Here is a 19,846-nt window from a genome sequence, read left to right as displayed (position 1 = left end):
CCGGGGATCGAGCTATCCGACGCTATGGCAAGCGGTTACAGGCGGAGGGGATCAGTTTGAGAACTCCCAGCGAACCCCAAAGGTACTGGCAATCCGGAGCATCGCGAGATCGGGAACGTAGCCCAGCCGGCTCGCCTGGGAGTTGGCCTGGTCATAGTAGGCAACGAAGTCGCCAATCTTGAGCTGAATGTGGGCCCGAAAGAAGGTGGCGCCCTTGAGGGTGATGAGATCACCGTCGGCCGTGCGACCGGCGGTACCGGTGCCCCACGACTCCATGCTGCCCTGCAGTTTGAGGGCAAAGATGCCGCTCCGGAATGTCGGCAGAAACCGGCTCTGCAGCGTGGCATTGACGATCGAGTGGGTCGGAGGTTGCGCCTCCGGGCGGCCGTTGATCGGATTGCTGTACCAGCCGTCGATGCTGAACCACTGAAACGGGGCGATCCGCCCCGATACTGTCAGCCAGTTGGTCTCAGCACTGGGGCCGATCGACCGGATGCCAGGGTAAAGCGGGAATGCCGACGGCGCGTACCCGCTGGTACGCCAGTAGCCCGCTTCGGCCCAGAGACGCGAGCCACCCAGCGCCACCAGCCCGCCCAGATCGGTCAGGTCCTGCGCCGCTTCGTCCAACCGGGCCGGCGAGGCCACAACCTTCCCGCTGCGCACCTGGCCGGTGGCGCGAAAGCCGAGTGGCAACGCAATGCCGGCACGACCAGTCACCCACTGGCTGACCCGGTCCTGCTCGTGCTGGCGGTAGACACCTTCCGCGCTGAGCGTAATGGGCCCGACTGGATTGACCCCCAGGCTGGCCCGCACGTCGATCGGCGTCCACCGGGTCCGGTGCCAGGCGGTCGCATCGAAGCTCGCAGTTCGGCTTCGCAGCCCCAGTTGCGCACCAAACTGCCAGAGCGCCTGATCGATCCACCGGATATGACCGTCGGGTGAACCAAGCGATAACGCCGTCGAATCCTCGGACCAGCTGCTGTAGCCCGCCAGCAACGCAGCTCGCAGCCCCAGTCCGTCGTTGCGAGGCTGAAAGACCAGGCTGGCCTGGGCATCGGTGCGGCTGCCGTCGATGCCAAGCGACAGCGAGTCACCCAGCGTCTGCCCTCCGGGACTGACCGCCCGAATGACGTCCCGGGTGAACCCGCCGCGGATCACCTGCGCCATCGCTTTCCACGGTCGCCGCTCGGGCGCATAGCTCAGCTGCAGCCAGAGCTGGGTACTGCTGTAGGCCCCCTGATCACCGGTGCGCAAGGGAATCGCAAGGTGGTCCGCAGCTACTACGAACCCAAATCCGCCCCGACTCCGCCGCTCGAGCGAGCCCAGGTAGCGAGCAATGTCGTAGTCGCCGCTGCCGACCCCAACCCGGGTGCGGGGCGGCAAGCGATCGTACTGTCGGGTGAACAGATGGATCCGCAACTGCCCCGGCAACCGTTCGATCTCGACCCGGTCGAAGAAGCTGAGCGGAAGCAGCGACGGATCGATGCTGATACTGTCCGCGCCAAGCGGCACCAGAGGAAAGCCGTCGATCAGGTACTCCGCCGAGGCCATCCCGCGCCCCTGGTAGTACAGCGGCTCCGGCCGGCCGACCCAACCGCCCCTGGCGAGGTAGACACCGGGAATCTTGGTGATCAGGTCCGACACCGTCTGCGCCGCGTGCCACTCGACGGAATCCCGCTCGATCACACGCCGCGCCAGCGCCGGAAGGAGCCCGGCTCGGCCCAGCCGGGGATAAACGGGCACCCGGACCCGACTCTCCTCGTGGGCGCGGAGAAACATCGCCGAGTAGTCGGTGGTATCCGCTGCGGCCAGGCTGTCGGCCGGAAGTGAGTCGGGCACCTGCGCAGAGAGCGGCCCGACAACGAGCCACACCCCAAGCGCCAGGATCAGGCCGCAGTAACGGCTCATGGCGCCTCCTCGCCCGGCGGCTCCAGCCGGTACCGGGCATCGCCGTCCGGTCCGCGGTCTGTCAGCGGCACCCGGTTGCGTGCCCCGACCCGGACCAGAAGATCGAGCCGGTTGTCCGTATCCGTCGGGATCTGGAGGGACCGTCGGGGCACCACGACCTCGAAACGGTTGCCTTCGAAGGTGGCATCGAGCACGGTAATCGTTCGGGCCGTGACGGCCACCAGGCCGACCTTGCCGAAGCCATTGTCGCGGAGGTCGAGATAGAACTCCCCACCCAGCGCGAACGGGTTGACCGGGGTTGCCGGATTCTGATCGACATCGAAATGGATGAACCCGTCGAGACCGTTGGCCAGGCCGTCACTCCAGCGGGAAATCGGATCGGCAAACTCGAGGGTGACACGAACCGACGACGCCTCGACCCGTCCGGACACGCCAATCAGATCGATGGCGGGCACGTTGTCCGGGTTGGAGGTTGCGGCGGTCGTGTCGCCCACGGCATCCTCGAAAGCAAAGTCGAAGGCGACTTCGGTTGTGGCGCCAGTTGGGTTCGAACCGCACCCTGAGGCAAGGCCGACCAGCAGCGCACCGACCAGCAGACGATACACCGTTAGGCACCTGCCCGACGGAAGAGCAGTTCCGTAAAAAGGCGAACCCCGAAGCCCGTGGGGCCCTTGGCCAGAGCGGCATCATCACGATCGGTGTACGCGGTGGCCGCAATATCGAGGTGCGCCCAGGGATAGCCCTCGACGAACTCGCGAAGGAACCAGCCGGCGGTAATGCTGCCAGCCAAGCGGCCGCCGGAATTCTTGACATCGGCAATGTCCGACTTGATCAGCTCACGATACTCATCCCAGAGCGGCAGTTCCCAGGCCCGCTCGTGCGCATCCCGCCCGGCGGCCAGCACGTCCTGAACCAGGCCGGCGTCGGAGCCCATGACACCGGCAGCCGTCTGACCCAGCGCAATCCCAATCGCGCCCGTCAGCGTGGCGATGTCGACCACCCACGCCGGCTGGTACCGCCGGGCGTAGGACAGCGCGTCCGCCAGCAGCAGCCGTCCCTCGGCGTCGGTGTTCACGACCTCGATCGTCTTGCCGAAGTGCGCGGTGACGACATCCGCCGGCCGATACGCAGTAGCCGACGGCATGTTCTCGGCGGAGGGAATCAGACCGATAACGTTGAACGGAGGTTTGAGGCGGCCCAACACCTCGAAAGTACCCAGCACGGCCGCCGCACCGGACATGTCGTACTTCATGTCCTCCATGCTTTGTGCGGGTTTGATCGAGATGCCACCGGTATCGAAGGTAATGCCCTTGCCCACCAGGACGGCCGGCGCCCCGGTGCCACCCTGATACTCGAGCACGATGAATCGCGGCTCGTTGGCCGAGCCCTGGCCGACCGCCAGCAAGGCACGCAAGCCCTCGGCGGCCGCTTGAGCGGCATCCAGGACCGTCACGCCGAACCCGTGACGACCGGCCAGGATCCTTGCCTCTTCCGCCATGCGCTCAGGCGTCAGAACATTCGGCGGCAGAATCTGAACCCCGCGGGCCAGTCGGTGGCCAGCGCCAACAGCCTCACCCAGACGCACCCCGGCCGCCGCCGCGTCCCGATCGGCCGAGGGGGCCAACAACTCAACTTTCGTGAGTGGGGCCTTCGGCTGTTCGGGTGGACGCTTCAGGTCAGGGTAGTGCCAGGATCCCTGCGCTGCGCCCTCGGCGAGCGCCTGGTAGAGCTGCGCGGTGGGCAAGGCTCCCTGATGCTCGGCCGCGACTGCAATTGCTGCGGTTCCAGCACCCAGAATCCGCGCCCGTTTGGCACCGACGGCCGCCCCGCGGCGCCAGGCCGCCCGCCCCGGTGCCTTACCGAGGCCGACCAGCAGGACGCGGTTCAGCTCGCCATTGGGGTAGACCGCTGCCGTCTCATCCTTCTTGCCGGTAAAATCCCCGCTGCCGAAGACGCGTCCCAACGCCCCACCCAGCCGGTCGTCGAGAGCACTCAGCGACCCGGGCAGGCCGCCCTCGCCGGTCAGGACGATAAGTAACGGGCCACGGTACTCGTGGGGGAGTGTATCAGTCAGGATAGTGGTCAAAGACATGCGGGGGGGTCACCGGTGGCTGAGATGAGGACGACCGTTGGAGACCTGCAGTGCCCGAGGCGAGAGTCGAACTCGCACGGGGTTGCCCCCGGTGGATTTTGAGTCCACTGCGTCTGCCATTCCGCCACTCGGGCAAGGCCGGCAAATATGCCAAGGCCCCCAGCTTCGGGCAAGCGATTCCCATGGCCAGGAGTCCTGCCCGACCCGCCATGAGCTTAGATTCGGAGCTCACTCTCTGCGAAGCCATCACGTGCCGATCAATCCCCGAAGCCCCGTCCATCTCTGGCACGATGTTCCGACTGGCCCAAACCCGCCGGAAATCGTCAACGCCCTGATCGAGATTCCCAAGAACGATCAGAACAAATACGAACTGGACAAGGAGCTGGGCATCTTCCGTCTGGATCGGGTGCTCCACAGCGCGATGCACTACCCCGGCGACTACGGGTTCCTGCCCCGCACCCTGGCCGAGGACAACGACCCGCTGGACGTCCTCGTCGCGATGACGGAACCGGTCTTTCCCGGCTGTCTCATCGAGGTCCGCCCCGTCGGCGTGTTCAAGCTGGTAGACAAGGGCGAAAACGACGAAAAAATTCTGGCCGTACCGCTGGCCGACCCCTGGACCCGCGAAATCCACGACCTCGACGATCTGGCCCCACACACCCTTCGCGAGATCGAGCATTTCTTTCTTGTCTACAAGGAGCTCGAAGGGAGCGGACACCGCCGCCAGGAGAGCCTCGGCTTCGGCAACGCGGCAGTCGCTCGCCAGATCATCCTCGACTGCATGCAGCGCTACGAAGGCCAGTACGGTACCAGATAGCCCAGCTGGCGCGCGGAGGGCTCGGGCCTGGCGCGCCGGGGCCGGCGTGCTAACTTGATCATGGTGCAAATGGCCAGCCCCTCCGACCGTCACGGTCCGAACCTGGGAGCTTTCCATGCCGGCATTGAACGACCTGGCAGCGTCCGTTTGTAGCGGAACGGTTTGCTGCCGCACCAAGGGCCACACCACGAGGACCTGGCTCGCAGGTGCGGTTGCCGTGCTCCTTGCGATGGGGGTTCACGATCTTTCGGCCCAGGCCGTGCTCAAGGGCCGGATCAGAGCCGCGCAGTCGGAAACGCCGCTGGCGCTGGTCGAAGTCCTGATCGAAAATCTGCAGAAACGGGTATGGACCAACGATTCCGGCGATTTCCGGATCACCGGAATTCCGATTGGTTCGCATCAGCTGCGGGTGCGGCGGGTCGGTTTCGAGGGCGCGGTCGCTACGCTCACGGTCAAGAGTACGGACAGTCTCGACATCGACCTGGCTCTGAATGCCTGGGTGCCGGAACTGGAGCCGATCTATGTCCGAGCACCCCGCCGGTCTCGAAGGGCCGCTGAGATCGAGGCGAAACAACGGTCAGGATTCGGACGATTCCTGGCCCCGGACGACCTGCGCAACAATGAGCATCGACAACTGTTCGACCTGGTTCGCCAGCTCGGCATCGAGGTTCTTACCAGTCCGTCAGGCAACAATGCGTACGCCATCGGCAATCGCACGCCCACCTTTGCCAATCCCTCCACGAGGTGCCGGATGTCGCTCTGGATCAACGATGTCCGGGTGGAAGACCCGGATCTCACCAGGTATCGTGTCTCGGAACTCGAGGCAGTCGAGATCTACCGCCGCGCCTCGGAAACTCCGGTCCGTTACAGCGTCACAGCGACCGAGTCGATGACGCCGCCGATTTCTCCCGATGCTGCCCCAACGCCGGGCGGCGAGGGGGTCTGCGGCGTCATCGTCCTCTGGACCCGCGAGTAGCAACCGCTCGCTAGGCCTCGTCGCGGTTTCTGAGCGCCAGCGGCTTGCTCAGGATCTCGTGCCAGATGAGCAGGTGTCGAAGGTTGGGTCGAGCCGCCGGCACGGCCGAAGGTGCGGGCACCGGCTCGGCCCGAATCCGCCGATCAAAGGCCTTGTGGTCTTCGGGCCGGTGGGCTCGCGCCCGCGCCTCGGCCCACTCGACCCGACGCTGCACGACCGATTCCGCCTCTGCGTCGTAGTCGAGGACGACGCGCTCGGGTCGAGCAGTAACAGTTTCGAGACTCCGAATGGTAGGAGTCACCTCGAGCGACTCGTCCTCTTCATCGAAGCTGTCATCGTCAGGGACGGGCCGCGGCAGACGGCCCTGCTGGTGCCCGGAGGGTGCCGTCGTCCGCCCCTCCCGCTGCTGTCGCATCCCCTCCATGGCGCGACGGATCTCCTCCATGAGATCGTCGCGACTCTCCGTCTCGAACGCCTCGTCTTGCAGGTCGAGTTCGCGTTGGGCCTGTTCTCGCTGTTTGCGCTCGGAGGCCGATTTCATCAGGCTGCCGACCGCAAACAGCACGAGAAGGAGCAGGACTTCCATCAGTTACCGAGCGGTCCTGCGGACGACGAGGTGCCCGTCTCGGTCTGACCCGCGATGGCCTGACGCATCTGGGTATCGGCCTCGACATTGCGAATCCGCTGATAGTCCATCACGCCCAGCACACCCCGCCGAAACGCCTCCGCCATAGCAAGCGGGATCTCGGCTTCCGCAGCAACCAGCTTCGCCCGTTCCTTCTGCACCAAGGCTTTGTACTCCTGCTCCATCGCGACAGCCAGCGCGCGACGCTCCTCAGCCTTGGCCTGCGCAATCCGCTTGTCGGCCTCGGCCTGGTCCGTCTGCAATTCGGCACCGATGTTCTTGCCGACGTCAACGTCGGCAATGTCGATCGAGAGGATCTCGTAGGCAGTGCCCGCGTCGAGCCCCTTGGCCAGCACCGTCTTGGAAATCATATCGGGATTCTCGAGCACGGCCTTGTGCCCGGCTGCCGAACCGATCGTGCTCACGATGCCCTCGCCCACGCGAGCCAGAATGGTTTCCTCGCCGGAACCGCCGACCAGCCGGTTGATATTGGCGCGCACCGTAACCCGCGCCAGCGCCAGCAACTGGATTCCGTCCTTGGCCATGGCAGCGACTTTCGGGGTCGTAATGACCTTCGGATTGACGCTCACCTGCACCGCCTCGAAGACGTCACGCCCGGCCAGGTCGATTGCCGTTGCCTGCTTGAAGTCCAGGGCGATACCGGCCTTGCCGGCCGAGATCAGCGCATTAACCACGCGCGCAACGTTGCCGCCGGACAGGTAGTGGGACTCGAGCTGATCGGCGGTGAGGGACAACCCCGCCTTATGCGAGTTGACCAGCGAATTGACGATCGAGGCCGGATCCACCCGTCGAAACCGCATGAAGAAGAGTTGGAGAAATGACACTTTGACGCCAGACACCAGGGCCTGGAACCAGAGTCCGATCGGCACGAAGCGAAAGAAGACCGACAGCAGCACCAGGCCGCCAACGATCATTGCGACCAGCAATCCAAGTCCGACAGCGTCCTGATCCACGCGTTCCCCCTATCAATTCGAGTATTCCACTGGGCGACACAACGGCCGCCCGGCCTGCTGCTACGGCGCGACCGGATCCTGTGCCGCCCGAACAATGTGCCGATACGACTCGGCCCTGATCACGGCCACGGTCGTGCCAGCGGCGACGAACTCACCCTCAGTCACAACATCGATTCGCTCTTCGTCGATCGCGACGACACCTGACGGACGCAGGTCGGTTACAGCTCGCCCGGTTCGCCCGATCAAATCCGGACGTGGCGGTGCCGCAATGTAGCCGCTCTGACTGCTCAGATGCTCGCCGTCGAGTGCCTTGCCAAACCACCGGCTGTTGGGCAGGTGCCGAATCCACGCGAACGCCACCGCAATCGTGATGACCAGCGCGGCAACCAGAATGGCAATTGCCTGAATCAGGTCGGCCCCGGTGGGAATACCGCTCACCATGGCCATGACGATCGAGGTACCGACCAGCCCCATGCCAAGTAAGCCGGCCACACCGAATCCCGGGAGCAGAAAGACCTCCACGCCTATGGCGGCCAGACCCAACACGAGCAGGATGACCTCTTCCCAGCCGGCCAGACCGAGCAGGGCGCCGGAGCCGAAGAACAGCCCAAGCGCGCCGAGACTGACGACGCCGCCGAGTCCGAAAGCGCCCGACTTGATCTCGAAGACCAGACCGAGCATGCCGAGCGACAGCAAGAGGGGTGACACGACGGGATGGGTCAGGAAGCGCACTAATCGCTCAGCCCAGTTAATCCCCACCTCCTCGACGACCGGGTTCGCGGCGCCGATGGCTGCGGCGACGGCGTCGAGCGACCGCGCCGTGTCCTGGGCGAAGCCATGCTGCAGCGCCTCACCCGCCGTGAGCGTGAGCAGCACGCCAGCCGGTTTGACGCCGGGCACTTCGATCGACTCGTCGACCATGCCTTCCGCCAGACGCGGATCGACGCCGCGCGACTCGGCGAGCGCACGGAACGCGGCGCGCATGGCGCTGACCATCTTCTCGGACGCCTTGGTCCCTTCACCGTCGACCGGCGTTGCCGCGCCGACCACGCCGGTGGGCTGCATGTAGATGCCTTTCGCGGCAAGCGCGATCATGGCGCCGGCGCTGTAGGCTCGGGGATTGATGAAGGCATAGACCGGAATCGATGCCCCCTGGACGGCATCGACGATCCGCTCGGCCGCGTCGACCCGCCCACCCGGCGTGTCGATGTCGAGCACGACTGCCGAGGCCTTGGCCGCCTCGGCCGTCTTGATGGCGCGCGCCACATAGGGCGCGAGACCGTTTTCGATGACCCCGGTGATGGGAACTCGATAGATCACCGGACTCTGGGCCGACGCCACGGCTGGCATGACGCCGGCCAGACAGACCGCAAGGGCAAAGACTCGCACGGTTCACCTCTCCTCTGGTGAGAGGTGAAATCTACACCCGTGGGGCCCTTTCAGGGACGATTTCGCATCCGCTGATGAGCCGCTGGTCCACCCCGCGCGCCGCGAACATCCCGCACACCCTGGACCAGCCGCTCACGCAGAAGGAGGTAGCGGGCCCGTTGCACCGGTGAAAGCACCCCGGCGAGCGCCTGCTGCTCCTCCTCGAACGACTGCGCCTGCGCCGAGCGGTTTCGGACCAGATTGTCGATCAGACGGCTGACCGCCTGGTCGTCTGCTGCGACGCCCGGCTGCATCTGTCGCTGCAGCTCGACTCGGGTCTGGCGGCCTTCCTGAAGCAGGGTCCGCCGCCTGGACGCCGTGGCAGCGAGGATCTCACGCACCTTGCCTGCCTGGGCGGAGTCGAGCTGCAACTCCGTGCTCAGCCGGCGAAAGAATCGGGCTTCGATTTGCTGGCGCGCGCGCTCGATCCGCTCAGGATCGGGTCGGGTCCACCCGGAATCCGGCCGGTTCGGACGATTGGGCCGGTCCTGCGCAACCATCGGAACGGCAAACAGGGTCCCGGCCAATACCAACCAAAGCATCATTCGCATTCAGTCATCCCTCCCAGGAGCGCAGCAAGCGATCCAGTTCTTCGTTAGTGAGATCGGCCAACCCGGGGTCTCCCCCGCTCCCGATGTCGTCAACCTCCAGTTGTACCATGATTTCTTCGAGCTCGGCACCAGTAAGTCCTTCCAACTCGGTCAGCAGCATCTCCGCCTGAGGCAGCGACAGGCCCCGATTCGGGGCGCCGTCGTCTCTCCCCACGCCGATGGCCAGGGCCAGGGCCGCGGCAGCCGCCAGCCCCGCCGCCAACCAGCGAACCGACCGCGACCGGGGCTGGCGCCGTTCGGTGACGGAACCGGAAACCGGTGTCCCCTCGGCCCGAAGCCGCTCCAGGACGCGGCTCGCCACCACCTTCGGATCCAATCGTGGTGCCTGACCGCCCAGCCGCCCGACCGCCACGACCACGAGCCATTCACTGGTACAGGCTGGACAGGTGCCCAGATGGCTGGACTCCGGCGCGGTCCATTCGGCTCCAGCCGCCAACGCCGGCATCCGTTCCGACAAGTCCTCGCAGCGCATCATGTCACGGCTCCCTTCAGTCGCCGCACCGCGTGGTGGTAATGCACCCGGGCCGCACCCGGGGTCGTGCTCAGCGCCAGCGCGATCTCGTCGTAGCCCAGCGCCTGCTGGGCCCTGAGCAGGAACACCTCGCGCTGCAGTCGCGGCAGCTCAGCCAGCATACCCTCGATCCGCCCGGCCAGTTCACGCGCTCTCATCTCGCCCTCGGGATCGGCTGCCGCCGCAAGCTCCTCGTCCTCGATCGGGACCAGCGTGAGGCGCCGGTTGGCCCGGGCCCGATCCCGCGCCAGATTGACTCCGATCCGAAACACCCAGGCCCGAAACGACCCGTGCCCCTTCCAGCCTTGCGCCGATCGGAACGCCCGAAACAGGCTTTCCTGAACCAGATCCTCAACCTCGCCCGGGTCAGCCCCGACGGTCGCCAGGTATCGGGCCAGCGGCGGGGACAGTCGCGCCACCAGCTCGGTTGCGGCCGCCTCGTTTCCCGCCAGGAACTCGCGGATCAGGTCATCGTCAGTGAGCACCGTCATCGGTCGCACCAGGAAAGACGGAACTGCAAGGCGATTGTTAAGACGGAGGCGAAACGAGTCATATTCCTTTGCTTTGCTGCGACTTACAGCGCCACAGACAAGGTGATTCCTCGGGTAGGACCAGGAGATGTGACAGATCTATCCCTCCGGTGCCCCCGCCTGTGCCGCACGATCGGACATCCCTGGCCTCAGACCGGCACTGCCGGTCATCAGCGCTTTCGATTCCGAGTGGCTAGATTGAACCGCCTTCGGCCCCCATCGAGGTCTCCTCAGGATGCGTATCCTCATTGCGCTGGCGCTTGCGGCCCCGATTGGTGGCAGCGCAGCGGCTCAGGCCCTCCCCGTCCGCATTGCCCAGCTGACTACCTCCAGAGACAGCTTTGCGATCCTGGCCAACGGTATTCCGCTCGGCACGCTGGTGACGGCCGTTGAGGCCACCGCATCCGGGGTTCGCCTTCGCGAGCGGAGTCGCATCGATGGCTTGGTCGAGCAGGAGACGACGGTGGATCTGGACCGCCACGGCACCGTGGTTCGGGTCCGGCAGGCCGGTACGGTCCAGGGCGAGCCTACCACCATCGAACTCGACTACCATGCGACCGGCGTCAAAGGGCGCGCCAACACCGTCGGCCCCAACGGCCCGGTCAGCATCACCATCGATACCACGTTGGCCGATCCGGTTGTCGATGACAATGCGATTCAGGGCCTGATCCCTGCTCTGCCTTGGACAGCCAGCAGCCGCTGGACCTTTCGGGTCTTCAGCGGTGGGCAGAACGAGGCTGCCGTGAGGACACTGCAGGTTACCGGGACCGAGCCGGTAACCCTTGGATCCGGCCGCAATGTCGAGGCCTTCCGGGTTGATCTGGCGGGAGGACCGCAAACAGCCAACTTCTGGGTGTCACAGCAAGCGCCTTTCCGCCTGCTCAAGATCGCCATTGCGGGCACCCCCATCGAGATCGTTCGGGTCGAGTAGGAACGCCCGTACGTCCGCGAGCCACTCCCGCGTCGCCGGATGCGGTCGGTTCGACCATTCCAACACCAGGATTGAAGAGAAAGAGGAGGATGATGGGTGTGAGACCTTATCTCGTTGCGTCAGCGCTCGTGTTTGCCCTTGGCGCGCACGAGGCCGTCGCCCAGGCCGCGTCGAGCCCGAGCGCGGAAACGTTCCGCGATACCTTGAGCATCGACCGCAGCCAGTATCCCTCGACCTACCAGCGGCGGCCCAACCCGGCCGTGGTGATCCGGAACGCGACCATCATGACCGCGACCGGCCGGGAACTCACCAACGCATCGATCCTCTTCCAGGACGGCAAGATCGTCGCCGTCGGCGACGTCGGCACCGTGCCGGCCGGAGCACAGGTCATCGACGCTCAGGGCAAATACGTGACGCCCGGCATCATCGATACCCACAGCCATATCGGTGTGTACGCCGCCCCCGGCACCGCGGCGGAGAGCGACGGCAACGAGATGACCAATCCGAACACGGCGGAGGTCTGGGCGGAGCATTCGTTTTGGCCGCACGATCCGCAGATTCCCCTGGCCGTCGCTGGCGGAGTGACCGTTGCACAAATTCTCCCCGGATCGGCCAACCTGATCGGGGGTCGCTCGGTTACCGTTCGGTTCGTACCGGCGCGGACCGCGCAGGAAATGAAGTATCCCGGCGCTCCCTACGGCGTGAAGATGGCCTGCGGTGAGAATCCGAAGCGGGTGTACGCCAGCCGCGGTCCCTCGACCCGGATGGGCAATGTCGCGGGATACCGAACCGCCTTCATCCAGGCGGAGCAGTACCGGCAGCGTTGGGACAAGTGGCTCAAGGACCGTAAGGGCGATCCGCCGGCGCGGGACCTCCGACTCGAAACGCTGGCTGGCGTGCTGCGCGGCGAGATCTCGGTGCAGAATCACTGCTACCGGGGCGATGAGATCGCCCAGATGCTCGATGTCGCGCGCGAGTTCGGATTCACCATTCGCTCGATTCACCACGGCGTCGAGGCCTATAAGGTGGCCGATCTGCTCGCCACGGCGGGAACGGCCGCCTCGGTCTGGTACGACTGGGGCGGTTTCAAGATGGAAGCCTTCGACCGCGTCACCGAAAACCTCGCGCTCCTGACCAAGGCTGGCGTTCGGGCGGTGCTGCACACCGACAGCCCGGACGGGATTCAACGGATGAACCAGGATGCGGCCAAGGCGATGTACGCCGGGAACCGCGCCGGCATTCCGGTCAGCCGCGACCAGGCCCTCCGCTGGATCACCGCCAACCCCGCCTGGGTGCTCGGCATCGACCGGGAAACCGGTACGCTCGAGGCCGGCAAGCTCGCCGACGTAGTCCTCTGGTCCGGCGATCCGTTCTCCGTCTACACCAAGGCGGAGAAAGTATGGAACGAGGGCTGGCTCGTCTTCGACCGCTCGGATAAGAACCGTCAGTACCAGACCGACTTCAACTTGGGGCAGACGGCTCCGGGAGTGGGACGATGATGCGCCGCTCAACACTTTCGCTTGCCGCGCTGGTGGCCCTCGGGGGTACGGCAGCCGCGCAGACCGTAGCCATTACCAATGGCACCGTGTTTCCGGTGTCGGGGCCCAAGATCGAACGCGGCACGGTTGTGATCACCAATGGCCGAGTTACCGCCGTGGGCGCCAATGCTGCGGTACCGGCGGGGGCGACGATCGTCGATGCTGCCGGTAAGTGGGTCACACCCGGCCTGATTCATTCGGACGCCGCTGCAGGTACCGGGATCGGCAGCCTGCAGGGATTCGGTGAGGCCGCGAAGCAGGGACAGATCAACCCGTCGTTCGATCTGACACTGGGCATCGACCCCGAGGCCATCTCGATTCCGCTCGCCCGAACCGGAGGTATTACCACGGGCATCCTGCTGCCGAACGGTTCCTTCCTGCCAGGGGTCGCCGTTACGGTCGACTATGCGGGGAGCCGAGTCGACGACATGATCGTGAAAGCTCCATCGGCGCTGCTGATCAACCTGACGACCGGCAGCCGAGGCGCGGGCGGCGGCACCCGCGCCGGAACGATCGCGGCGCTCAAGGCCCTCTTCCGCGACGCGCTCGAGTACGACCGGCGGCGACTCGAGTACAACCGCGCGGCGACACAACAGTTCAGCGCACCTGTCGAAGAACTGGCCGCGCTCCTGCCCGCGCTTCGTGGCGAGGTTCCGGTCGTGATCGCGGCGAACCGTCGGATCGACATCGAGAACGCACTCCGGCTCGCCCGCGAACATCGGCTCCGGCTCGTCCTGCTTGGTGCGGTCGAAGGATGGAAGGTGGCGGAGGCGATTGCGGCCGCGAAGGTTCCGGTCATCGTCGGACCGACACAAGACATCCCGAGCTTCGACGGTCTGGGCGCGCGGCTCGACAACATCGTCTTGCTTCGCGAGGCCGGTGTCGCCGTCATCATCGCTGGCAGCGATCCCGGTGGTGAGCGGGGCCTTCGCTATGCCGCCGGCAACGCCGTACGCAACGGGCTCTCCTGGGATGACGCGCTCCGGGCCGTGACCCAGGCGCCCGCGCAGGCGCTCGGCCTGCCCCAGTACGGCACGCTTGCGGTTGGCAGCATCGGCAACGTCGTGGTCTGGTCTGGCGATCCGTTCGAGCTTTCGTCGGCGGCGGAAAAGGTGTTCATTCGCGGCACAGAAACGTCCCTCCGAACCCGCGAACACGAACTCCGCGACCGCTACATGACGGTGCCGCCGGTTCGCTAACCTCTGCCTCACCCTTCGTGGTCGTCGAAGGGGCTCGAACCCAGGTTCGGGCCCCTTCTGCCACCAGCCCTTCCGGCTGATCCGAAATGGAGGGATATTTCGGGTGGTACTGTTGACCCGTCCCGGCGTCAGGTACTCCCGCCTGACGCCCGCAGTTCGCACAGCGGCACTCTCAGAGAGGCGGCTTGACCATGCGTGATTGCGATCGCCGTACCAGTGGCCGTGATTCGGTCCGTTCAACCCCGGCTACCATCATCCTTACTGCCACCATCCTGACCGGGTGCGGCGGTGGCGGTACCGGGCCCACGCCTCCCCCACCGCCTCCGGCACCCGTTGCTGTGGCCAGCATCGTGATTGCACCCGACACGACGGTTCTGGTACCCGGAGGGACCCGACAGTTCATCGCCACCACGCTCGATGAAGCGGGAAACGCCTTGACCGATCGAACGGTCATCTGGGCAGCGACAACCCGCGCCGCCACGGCCAGCACATCAGGACTCGTAACGGCACTGTCCCCAGGGACCGGCTATATCACCGCGACCTCCTCTGAAGGACTGGAGACTCAGGCCATGTTTACCGTGCTCGATGGAGCAGTGATCGGTGCCAACGGTGGCGCCGTCACCGCGGCGTCCGGGGCGGTCGCACTCTCTGTACCGGAAGGGGCCCTGACGCAATCGACTACCATCACGATCAAACCCGAAGGGACACCGCCGGCCAGCAAACGCCTGGTCCCCGGAACAGCCTACGAATTCGGACCCGATGGCGCCACGTTCATGCAGCCAGTTACGATCAAGCTGCGGTATGGTGTACTGGCTGCAGCCAACAAAGACCAGAATCGACTCCGCCTCCATCGATACGTGAATTCGGGGTGGGTCGAGGTACCTGGAAGCACCGTCAATGTGGTGGAACGCACGGTGACGGGACAGGCTTCGGCGTTCAGCACCTACGCGATCCTGGAACTGCCGCCCGCACCTTAGCCCCGTCTCCAGCTGTATCGACAAACCGGCCAGTAAGCGAACTGCCTCCAGGATGAGCGTAGCTGCTCAGCCCGGAGGCAGCTCGGGTCCCGATGATCAGTCACTAGGTGCGCTGGGAGTCCGGCGGGATGATCTCAGCCTCGGCCGTTTCCGCAGCCGGCGCCGGCTGCTCGTCGACCCGGACGTTGTCATCGTCCAGCCCGTCGAGTTCGCGGTCAATCGTGGCAATCTTGGCGCTAACGTCGTCCATCTGGGCAAAGAGCGCGTCGATCTCACCCTGATTGACTTCGCCACCACGGTCCTTCCGGTACACCAGCATGCCGAGCTTGTAGGCCACTTTGCTCCGAACCGCCACCAGGCTCGAGCGCTCGACGTGGAGCTTGCTCGACGCCACCGCATCTTTCACCCGGTCACCGAGCTGGTCCAGCTCGGTCCGAAACCGATCGAACACTGACGACATACGGTGCCTCCCTTGGCGATCCTGAAACCTTCGAACCCAGCCCCACAACGAAGGAAGCTACGGCACGGTTTCAAAACGAAAAAGGGGTGACCGAATGGTCACCCCTGGCAGTTCCGGAGCGGAAGCGGCTCAGTTCGCGAGGGCCGGGTAGACCGACACCTGCTGCTTGCCCTTGGCCTTCCACTCGAAGGTGACGACGCCGTCCGCGACTGCGAAGAGGGTGTCATCGTTGGCCCGGCGGACGTTCTTGCCCGGGTGGAACTTGGTGCCACGCTGGCGGAGAATGATGTTGCCAGCCACGACCTGCTCGCCGCCGAACCGCTTGACGCCCAGGTACTTCGGATTGGCGGTGCGTCCGTTTCTCGAGGAGCCCGCGCCCTTTTTATGTGCCATGATCAGCCTACCTTGACGGCGGTAATGCGCACGTCGGTATACTTCTGCCGATGTCCCGTCTTGCGGCGATAGTTCTTCCGCCGCTTGAACTTGAAGACGTAGATCTTCTCACCCTTCGCCTGGCCGATGACTTCCGCCTCGACGGCCGCGTTCGCCACGAAGGGCGTGCCAGCCTGAACGGAGTCACCATCGGACGTCAGCAGCACCTCGTTGAAGGTGACCTTGCTGCCCGGCTCGGCTTCCATGAGAGGCAGGCGGACGGTATCGCCCTCCTGCGCCTTGAACTGATGCCCTAAGGCTTTGAAAATCACGTACATCGCCGACGGTCCACGTTATGAGAAAGCCCCTAAGTGTATCAGGACGAACGGGATAGAGCAAGCCCCCGCCGGTCAGGCCACCGCGTACACTTCAGTCACGTCCCTGCCCCCCGGCTGACTGACCAGCCGGAACTCATCCTGATGCACCGTCGGGTCGTCCCGAAGCTCGATTTCGACCCCCAGGAGTCGGGCCAGCCCGGTCACCAGCTTGGGCTCCTCTTCCTTGAGGTAGAGCGCGACTTCGGGATGGAGCCGAACCCGGATCTGCCGCTCGCGCTGCTCGTTGGCAACCCGTTTGAGCGACCGTTCGATCCGCCGACTGACGACCTCGGGCGTGAAGACGCGACCGGTACCGTGGCACTGATGGCACTCGGTCGTCATCGTCGACCAGAGTGACCCGCGGACCCGCTGTCGCGTCATTTCCACCAGACCGAGATCGGATACCGCGAGCGCCTTGGTACGGGCTCGGTCGCGGCCCAGATGGGTCCGGAGCTCCTGCAGCACGCGGTCGCGGTTACCCCGAGACTCCATATCAATGAAGTCGCAGACGATGATGCCACCGAGATCCCGCAAGCGCAGCTGGCGAGCAATTTCCCGCGCGGCGTCCAGATTCGTCTTGAGGATCGTCTTCTCAGGGTCCTTCTTGCCGGTGTATCGACCGGTGTTGACGTCGATCGAGACCAGCGCCTCGGTCGGCTGAATCACCAAGGAGCCACCCGAGGGCAAGTCGACCCGCGGCTTGAACAGCCCCTTGATCTCGGCCTCGATTCCGAACTTGTCGAAAAGCGGCACTGACTCCGCATACAGACGAGCCCGTCCCATCAGCTCGGGATCGACCTGCTCGAGGTACTGCTCGATTTCCTTGTGAATCTCTTTGGAGTCGATCCAAAGGCCATCGACCTTGTCGGAGAAGACGTCGCGAATCAGCCCGCGGGTCAGGCTGGCCTCTCGCTGCAGCAGCGCCGGCGCCTTCCGGACATAACCCTGCTTGCGCTTGATCTTTTTCCACTGATTGAGCAGCGATTCGACTTCACGCTCGAACTGATCCTCCGTGACGCCTTCGGCCACGGTGCGCACGATCATGCCGCCGGCATCTTCGGGCAGCAGTCGCGTCACCAGTTCTCTCAGCTTGGCGCGTTGCTCACGACTTTCGATTTTGCGACTGACGCCGACCCGCGAGGCATACGGCATGTAGACCAGGAAGCGACCCGGCAGCGAGATCTGCGCAGTGACCCGGCATCCCTTGGTGCTGATCGGCTCTTTGGTGACTTGGACAGGGAGGATCTGCCCCTTCTTCAGGATCTCGGCAATGTCGGGCACCGCCCGGCGACCGGCCTCCCGCTGGCGCGGTTCACCGTTCTTCCCGTTGCTCTTGGCCCGACCGTTCTCCTCGGCCTGAACTTCGTCGACATCAGGAATGTCGTCGGCGTCGTCCTTGTCGCTCGGCTCCTCGTCTTCGTCAGGCTCGAGCAGATCCGAGGCGTGGAGGAAGGCGCTCTTCTCCAAGCCGATGTCGATGAACGCGGCCTGAATGCCCGGCAGCACGGCATCGACCCGGCCCAGGTAAATGTCGCCGACGATGCGGCGCTGATCGGGACGATCGAACATCAGCTCGGCGAGCCGGTCGTCCTCGAGAATGGCCACGCGGGTCTCCCGGGGGCCACTGGAAATGAGAATCTCGCGCTTCACGCGATGGGTCCTTTGCGATCCGCCCCAGCTCGTCATTCAACAACGGGTCTGGCAACGGGGTCGCGATGGCAAGGGTGGATGCCCCGACTGCAACTGCTCGGGGGCACAGACGTCTTCCGGGATCGGTCGCGCGGGAGTCCCAGCGAAGGGACCGCGCCGAGCCGGGCAGCAGGCCGTTGACGAGACGCCGACTCCACCGCCGGACCCAAGCGAGCACGGACGGCTCAGCCTCGGTCCGACCAGCGGTCGGGTTCTCGAGAGGCAACGGGGACCAACTGCCGCGGGCCCGATCGACGACTCGGACCCGGAGGAACCACAGGAACAATTGATACAGGCGAGCGACGATCAGCCCGGCCGAGGGCCGTCCGGGCTGTGAGGTGAGATGACGATCTGCCTCGCGTCGCATGGGCTAAATATATGACGCCCCCCGGTTTACGTGCGAGCCGGGGGGCGCCTTATTGCCCGAATGTTTCAGATCGAAACAATCAGCCGTCGACCACGCTGCCAAGAATGTGGCGTGCGATCACGATCCGCTGGATCTCGCTGGTGCCTTCACCGATCTCACAGACCTTGGCGTCGCGCATCATCCGCTCGACCGGGTACTCGGCCGTATAGCCGTATCCGCCGAAGATCTGTACGGCCTCGGTGGTGGCTCGCATGGCCAGTTCCGAGCAGAACAGCTTGGCCATCGCCGCCTCCTTCTTGAACGGCTTGCCGGCCTGCTTGAGCCGAGCGGCGGTGTAGAGCAAGTGCGTGCCCGCTTCGATTTCCATGGCCATGTCGGCCAGCTTGAAGCTGATGCCCTGGAAGCTGCCGATGTAACGTCCGAACTGCTTGCGGGTTCCGGCGTACTCGAGCGCCGCCTGGTAAGCGCCCTCAGCGATGCCGAGCGAGAGGGCGGCAATACCGATGCGTCCGGCATCGAGCGTCTTGAGAAAGTTGACGAAGCCGCTGCCCCGCTCGCCGAGCATATTCTCTTTGGGAATGACAGCATTGTCGAAATGGAGTTCGCGCGTGTCGCTGGCGCGCCACCCCATCTTGTCTTCCTTCTTCCCGGCGCGGACGCCCTCGATCTTCGGCAGGTCTGGCGCATGCCCCACACCGAGTTCTCGGCACTGATCGAGATCGACCGTGTCCTTGGTCACGATGAAGCTGGTAATGCCGCGGTGACCCTGGCCGGGATCGGTGCGCGCGGTGACCGAGAAGATTTCGCCCACACCCGCATGAGTGATGAAGATCTTGGCGCCGTTGAGCAGGAAGTGATCGCCCTTGTCCTCGGCGGTGGTCGCAGTGCCTCCGGCGTCACTGCCTGCCCCGGGCTCGGTCAGGCCAAAGCCCCCCAGGACCGCACCTGACGCCAGCAGCGGGACGTAGCGCTCGCGCTGCGCCTGGGTCCCGAACTCGACGATCGGCGAGGTGCCGAGGTTGGTGTGCGCGCTGATGGTCAGGCCGTGGGATGCGTCGACCTTGGCCATCTCATGAATGGTGATGTAGTAGGCAATCTGATCGAGGCCGGCCCCTCCCAATTCCTCAGACCACGGTACCCCGAGCATTCCGAGCTCGCCCATCCGCTTGATGTTTTCCCAGGGGAAGGTGGAGGTCCGGTCCAGTTCACGGGCCACCGGGGCCACGTGCGTTTGGGCAAATTCGCGCACCATTTCGCGAACCTGGTGGTGCTGTTCGGAGAAATACAGTGAATCGTCCATGGGGCCCGGGCTAAAGGGGTCGGAAGGAGTGCTTGCCGTTTCTTGGCCATTTGGCCAAGAGCGGCGCGGCACAAATATAACCGGAATCTCCCGCAGGCCACCCCCCGGGTTCAGGTTTCCCGGGAGGCCCGGTTAGCTTCGACGTCCCTTTCGTGGAGCGTTGC

General features: G+C 65.0%; 20 protein-coding genes and 1 tRNA gene. 6 read left to right on the top strand and 15 right to left on the bottom strand.

Annotated elements, in window-relative coordinates:
* Window positions 1-51 precede the first annotated feature (51 nt).
* The 4 genes from KF785_02640 to KF785_02625 all read right to left on the bottom strand — a co-directional run bounded on the left by KF785_02640 (window position 52) and on the right by KF785_02625 (window position 4,134).
* On the bottom strand, window positions 52-1,908 hold the full coding sequence (locus KF785_02640) for a TonB-dependent receptor plug domain-containing protein (GenBank protein ID MBX3145642.1): 1,857 nt from the start codon (window positions 1,906-1,908) through the stop codon (window positions 52-54).
* Window positions 1,905-2,513, bottom strand: coding sequence for a hypothetical protein (locus KF785_02635; GenBank protein ID MBX3145641.1), 609 nt, complete (start codon window positions 2,511-2,513; stop codon window positions 1,905-1,907). Before KF785_02635 ends, KF785_02640 begins: the two co-directional genes overlap by 4 nt.
* Window positions 2,514-2,515: 2 nt before the next feature.
* Window positions 2,516-4,000 (bottom strand): leucyl aminopeptidase, encoded by a 1,485-nt coding sequence (locus KF785_02630; GenBank protein MBX3145640.1) that lies wholly within the window; start codon window positions 3,998-4,000, stop codon window positions 2,516-2,518.
* A gap of 51 nt (window positions 4,001-4,051) precedes the next feature.
* Window positions 4,052-4,134 (bottom strand) — tRNA-Leu (locus KF785_02625).
* Between the two features lie 122 nt (window positions 4,135-4,256).
* Between KF785_02625 and KF785_02620 the strand changes: the two genes are divergently transcribed.
* A complete protein-coding gene (locus tag KF785_02620) occupies window positions 4,257-4,817 on the top strand; it encodes an inorganic diphosphatase (GenBank protein MBX3145639.1) in 561 nt (186 codons plus the stop codon).
* A 115-nt stretch (window positions 4,818-4,932) separates the two neighbouring features.
* Window positions 4,933-5,793, top strand: coding sequence for a carboxypeptidase regulatory-like domain-containing protein (locus tag KF785_02615; protein MBX3145638.1), 861 nt, complete (start codon window positions 4,933-4,935; stop codon window positions 5,791-5,793).
* 10 nt (window positions 5,794-5,803) lie between these two features.
* Here the strand turns inward: KF785_02615 and KF785_02610 are convergent, their stop codons facing one another.
* The 6 genes from KF785_02610 to KF785_02585 all read right to left on the bottom strand — a co-directional run bounded on the left by KF785_02610 (window position 5,804) and on the right by KF785_02585 (window position 10,433).
* Complete coding sequence (locus tag KF785_02610; GenBank protein ID MBX3145637.1) at window positions 5,804-6,379, bottom strand: hypothetical protein; 576 nt, start codon at window positions 6,377-6,379, stop codon at window positions 5,804-5,806.
* Complete coding sequence (gene floA, locus KF785_02605) at window positions 6,379-7,353, bottom strand: flotillin-like protein FloA (protein MBX3145636.1); 975 nt, start codon at window positions 7,351-7,353, stop codon at window positions 6,379-6,381. Before floA ends, KF785_02610 begins: the two co-directional genes overlap by 1 nt.
* 99 nt (window positions 7,354-7,452) lie before the next feature.
* Window positions 7,453-8,781, bottom strand: coding sequence for an ATP-dependent Clp protease proteolytic subunit (locus KF785_02600; protein MBX3145635.1), 1,329 nt, complete (start codon window positions 8,779-8,781; stop codon window positions 7,453-7,455).
* Window positions 8,782-8,831: 50 nt separating this feature from the next.
* Entirely contained in the window at window positions 8,832-9,365 is a 534-nt protein-coding gene (locus tag KF785_02595; protein MBX3145634.1) for a Spy/CpxP family protein refolding chaperone, read from the bottom strand.
* Window positions 9,366-9,375: 10 nt separating this feature from the next.
* A complete protein-coding gene (locus KF785_02590) occupies window positions 9,376-9,906 on the bottom strand; it encodes a hypothetical protein (GenBank protein ID MBX3145633.1) in 531 nt (176 codons plus the stop codon).
* Window positions 9,903-10,433: an RNA polymerase sigma factor gene (locus KF785_02585; protein MBX3145632.1), complete on the bottom strand. Its 531-nt coding sequence runs from the start codon at window positions 10,431-10,433 to the stop codon at window positions 9,903-9,905. Before KF785_02585 ends, KF785_02590 begins: the two co-directional genes overlap by 4 nt.
* Before the next feature lie 274 nt (window positions 10,434-10,707).
* Between KF785_02585 and KF785_02580 the strand changes: the two genes are divergently transcribed.
* The 4 genes from KF785_02580 to KF785_02565 all read left to right on the top strand — a co-directional run bounded on the left by KF785_02580 (window position 10,708) and on the right by KF785_02565 (window position 15,117).
* A complete protein-coding gene (locus tag KF785_02580) occupies window positions 10,708-11,403 on the top strand; it encodes a hypothetical protein (protein ID MBX3145631.1) in 696 nt (231 codons plus the stop codon).
* Window positions 11,404-11,501: 98 nt separating this feature from the next.
* On the top strand, window positions 11,502-12,902 hold the full coding sequence (locus tag KF785_02575) for an amidohydrolase family protein (GenBank protein ID MBX3145630.1): 1,401 nt from the start codon (window positions 11,502-11,504) through the stop codon (window positions 12,900-12,902).
* Window positions 12,899-14,140, top strand: a complete 1,242-nt coding sequence (locus tag KF785_02570) for an amidohydrolase family protein (protein MBX3145629.1) — start codon at window positions 12,899-12,901, stop codon at window positions 14,138-14,140. Before KF785_02575 ends, KF785_02570 begins: the two co-directional genes overlap by 4 nt.
* Window positions 14,141-14,331: 191 nt before the next feature.
* Window positions 14,332-15,117 carry an Ig-like domain-containing protein gene (locus KF785_02565; protein ID MBX3145628.1) on the top strand — a complete coding sequence of 262 codons (786 nt, stop codon included), beginning with the start codon at window positions 14,332-14,334 and terminating at the stop codon, window positions 15,115-15,117.
* A 103-nt stretch (window positions 15,118-15,220) separates the two neighbouring features.
* Here KF785_02565 and KF785_02560 read toward each other — a convergent pair whose 3' ends face one another.
* From KF785_02560 to KF785_02540, 5 genes are all read right to left on the bottom strand, one after another.
* Window positions 15,221-15,577: a hypothetical protein gene (locus tag KF785_02560; protein ID MBX3145627.1), complete on the bottom strand. Its 357-nt coding sequence runs from the start codon at window positions 15,575-15,577 to the stop codon at window positions 15,221-15,223.
* 129 nt (window positions 15,578-15,706) lie between these two features.
* Window positions 15,707-15,970 carry a 50S ribosomal protein L27 gene (rpmA, locus tag KF785_02555; protein ID MBX3145626.1) on the bottom strand — a complete coding sequence of 88 codons (264 nt, stop codon included), beginning with the start codon at window positions 15,968-15,970 and terminating at the stop codon, window positions 15,707-15,709.
* Window positions 15,971-15,972: 2 nt separating this feature from the next.
* Window positions 15,973-16,287: a 50S ribosomal protein L21 gene (gene rplU, locus KF785_02550; protein MBX3145625.1), complete on the bottom strand. Its 315-nt coding sequence runs from the start codon at window positions 16,285-16,287 to the stop codon at window positions 15,973-15,975.
* A 72-nt stretch (window positions 16,288-16,359) separates the two neighbouring features.
* A complete protein-coding gene (locus KF785_02545; protein ID MBX3145624.1) occupies window positions 16,360-17,931 on the bottom strand; it encodes an Rne/Rng family ribonuclease in 1,572 nt (523 codons plus the stop codon).
* A 530-nt stretch (window positions 17,932-18,461) separates the two neighbouring features.
* Complete coding sequence (locus KF785_02540) at window positions 18,462-19,682, bottom strand: acyl-CoA dehydrogenase family protein (GenBank protein MBX3145623.1); 1,221 nt, start codon at window positions 19,680-19,682, stop codon at window positions 18,462-18,464.
* Window positions 19,683-19,846 lie beyond the last annotated feature (164 nt).

The sequence above is a fragment of the Gemmatimonadales bacterium genome, from assembly GCA_019637315.1.
Lineage (GTDB): Bacteria > Gemmatimonadota > Gemmatimonadetes > Gemmatimonadales > GWC2-71-9 > SHZU01.
This window is presented reverse-complemented; position numbering and strand designations above follow the sequence as displayed.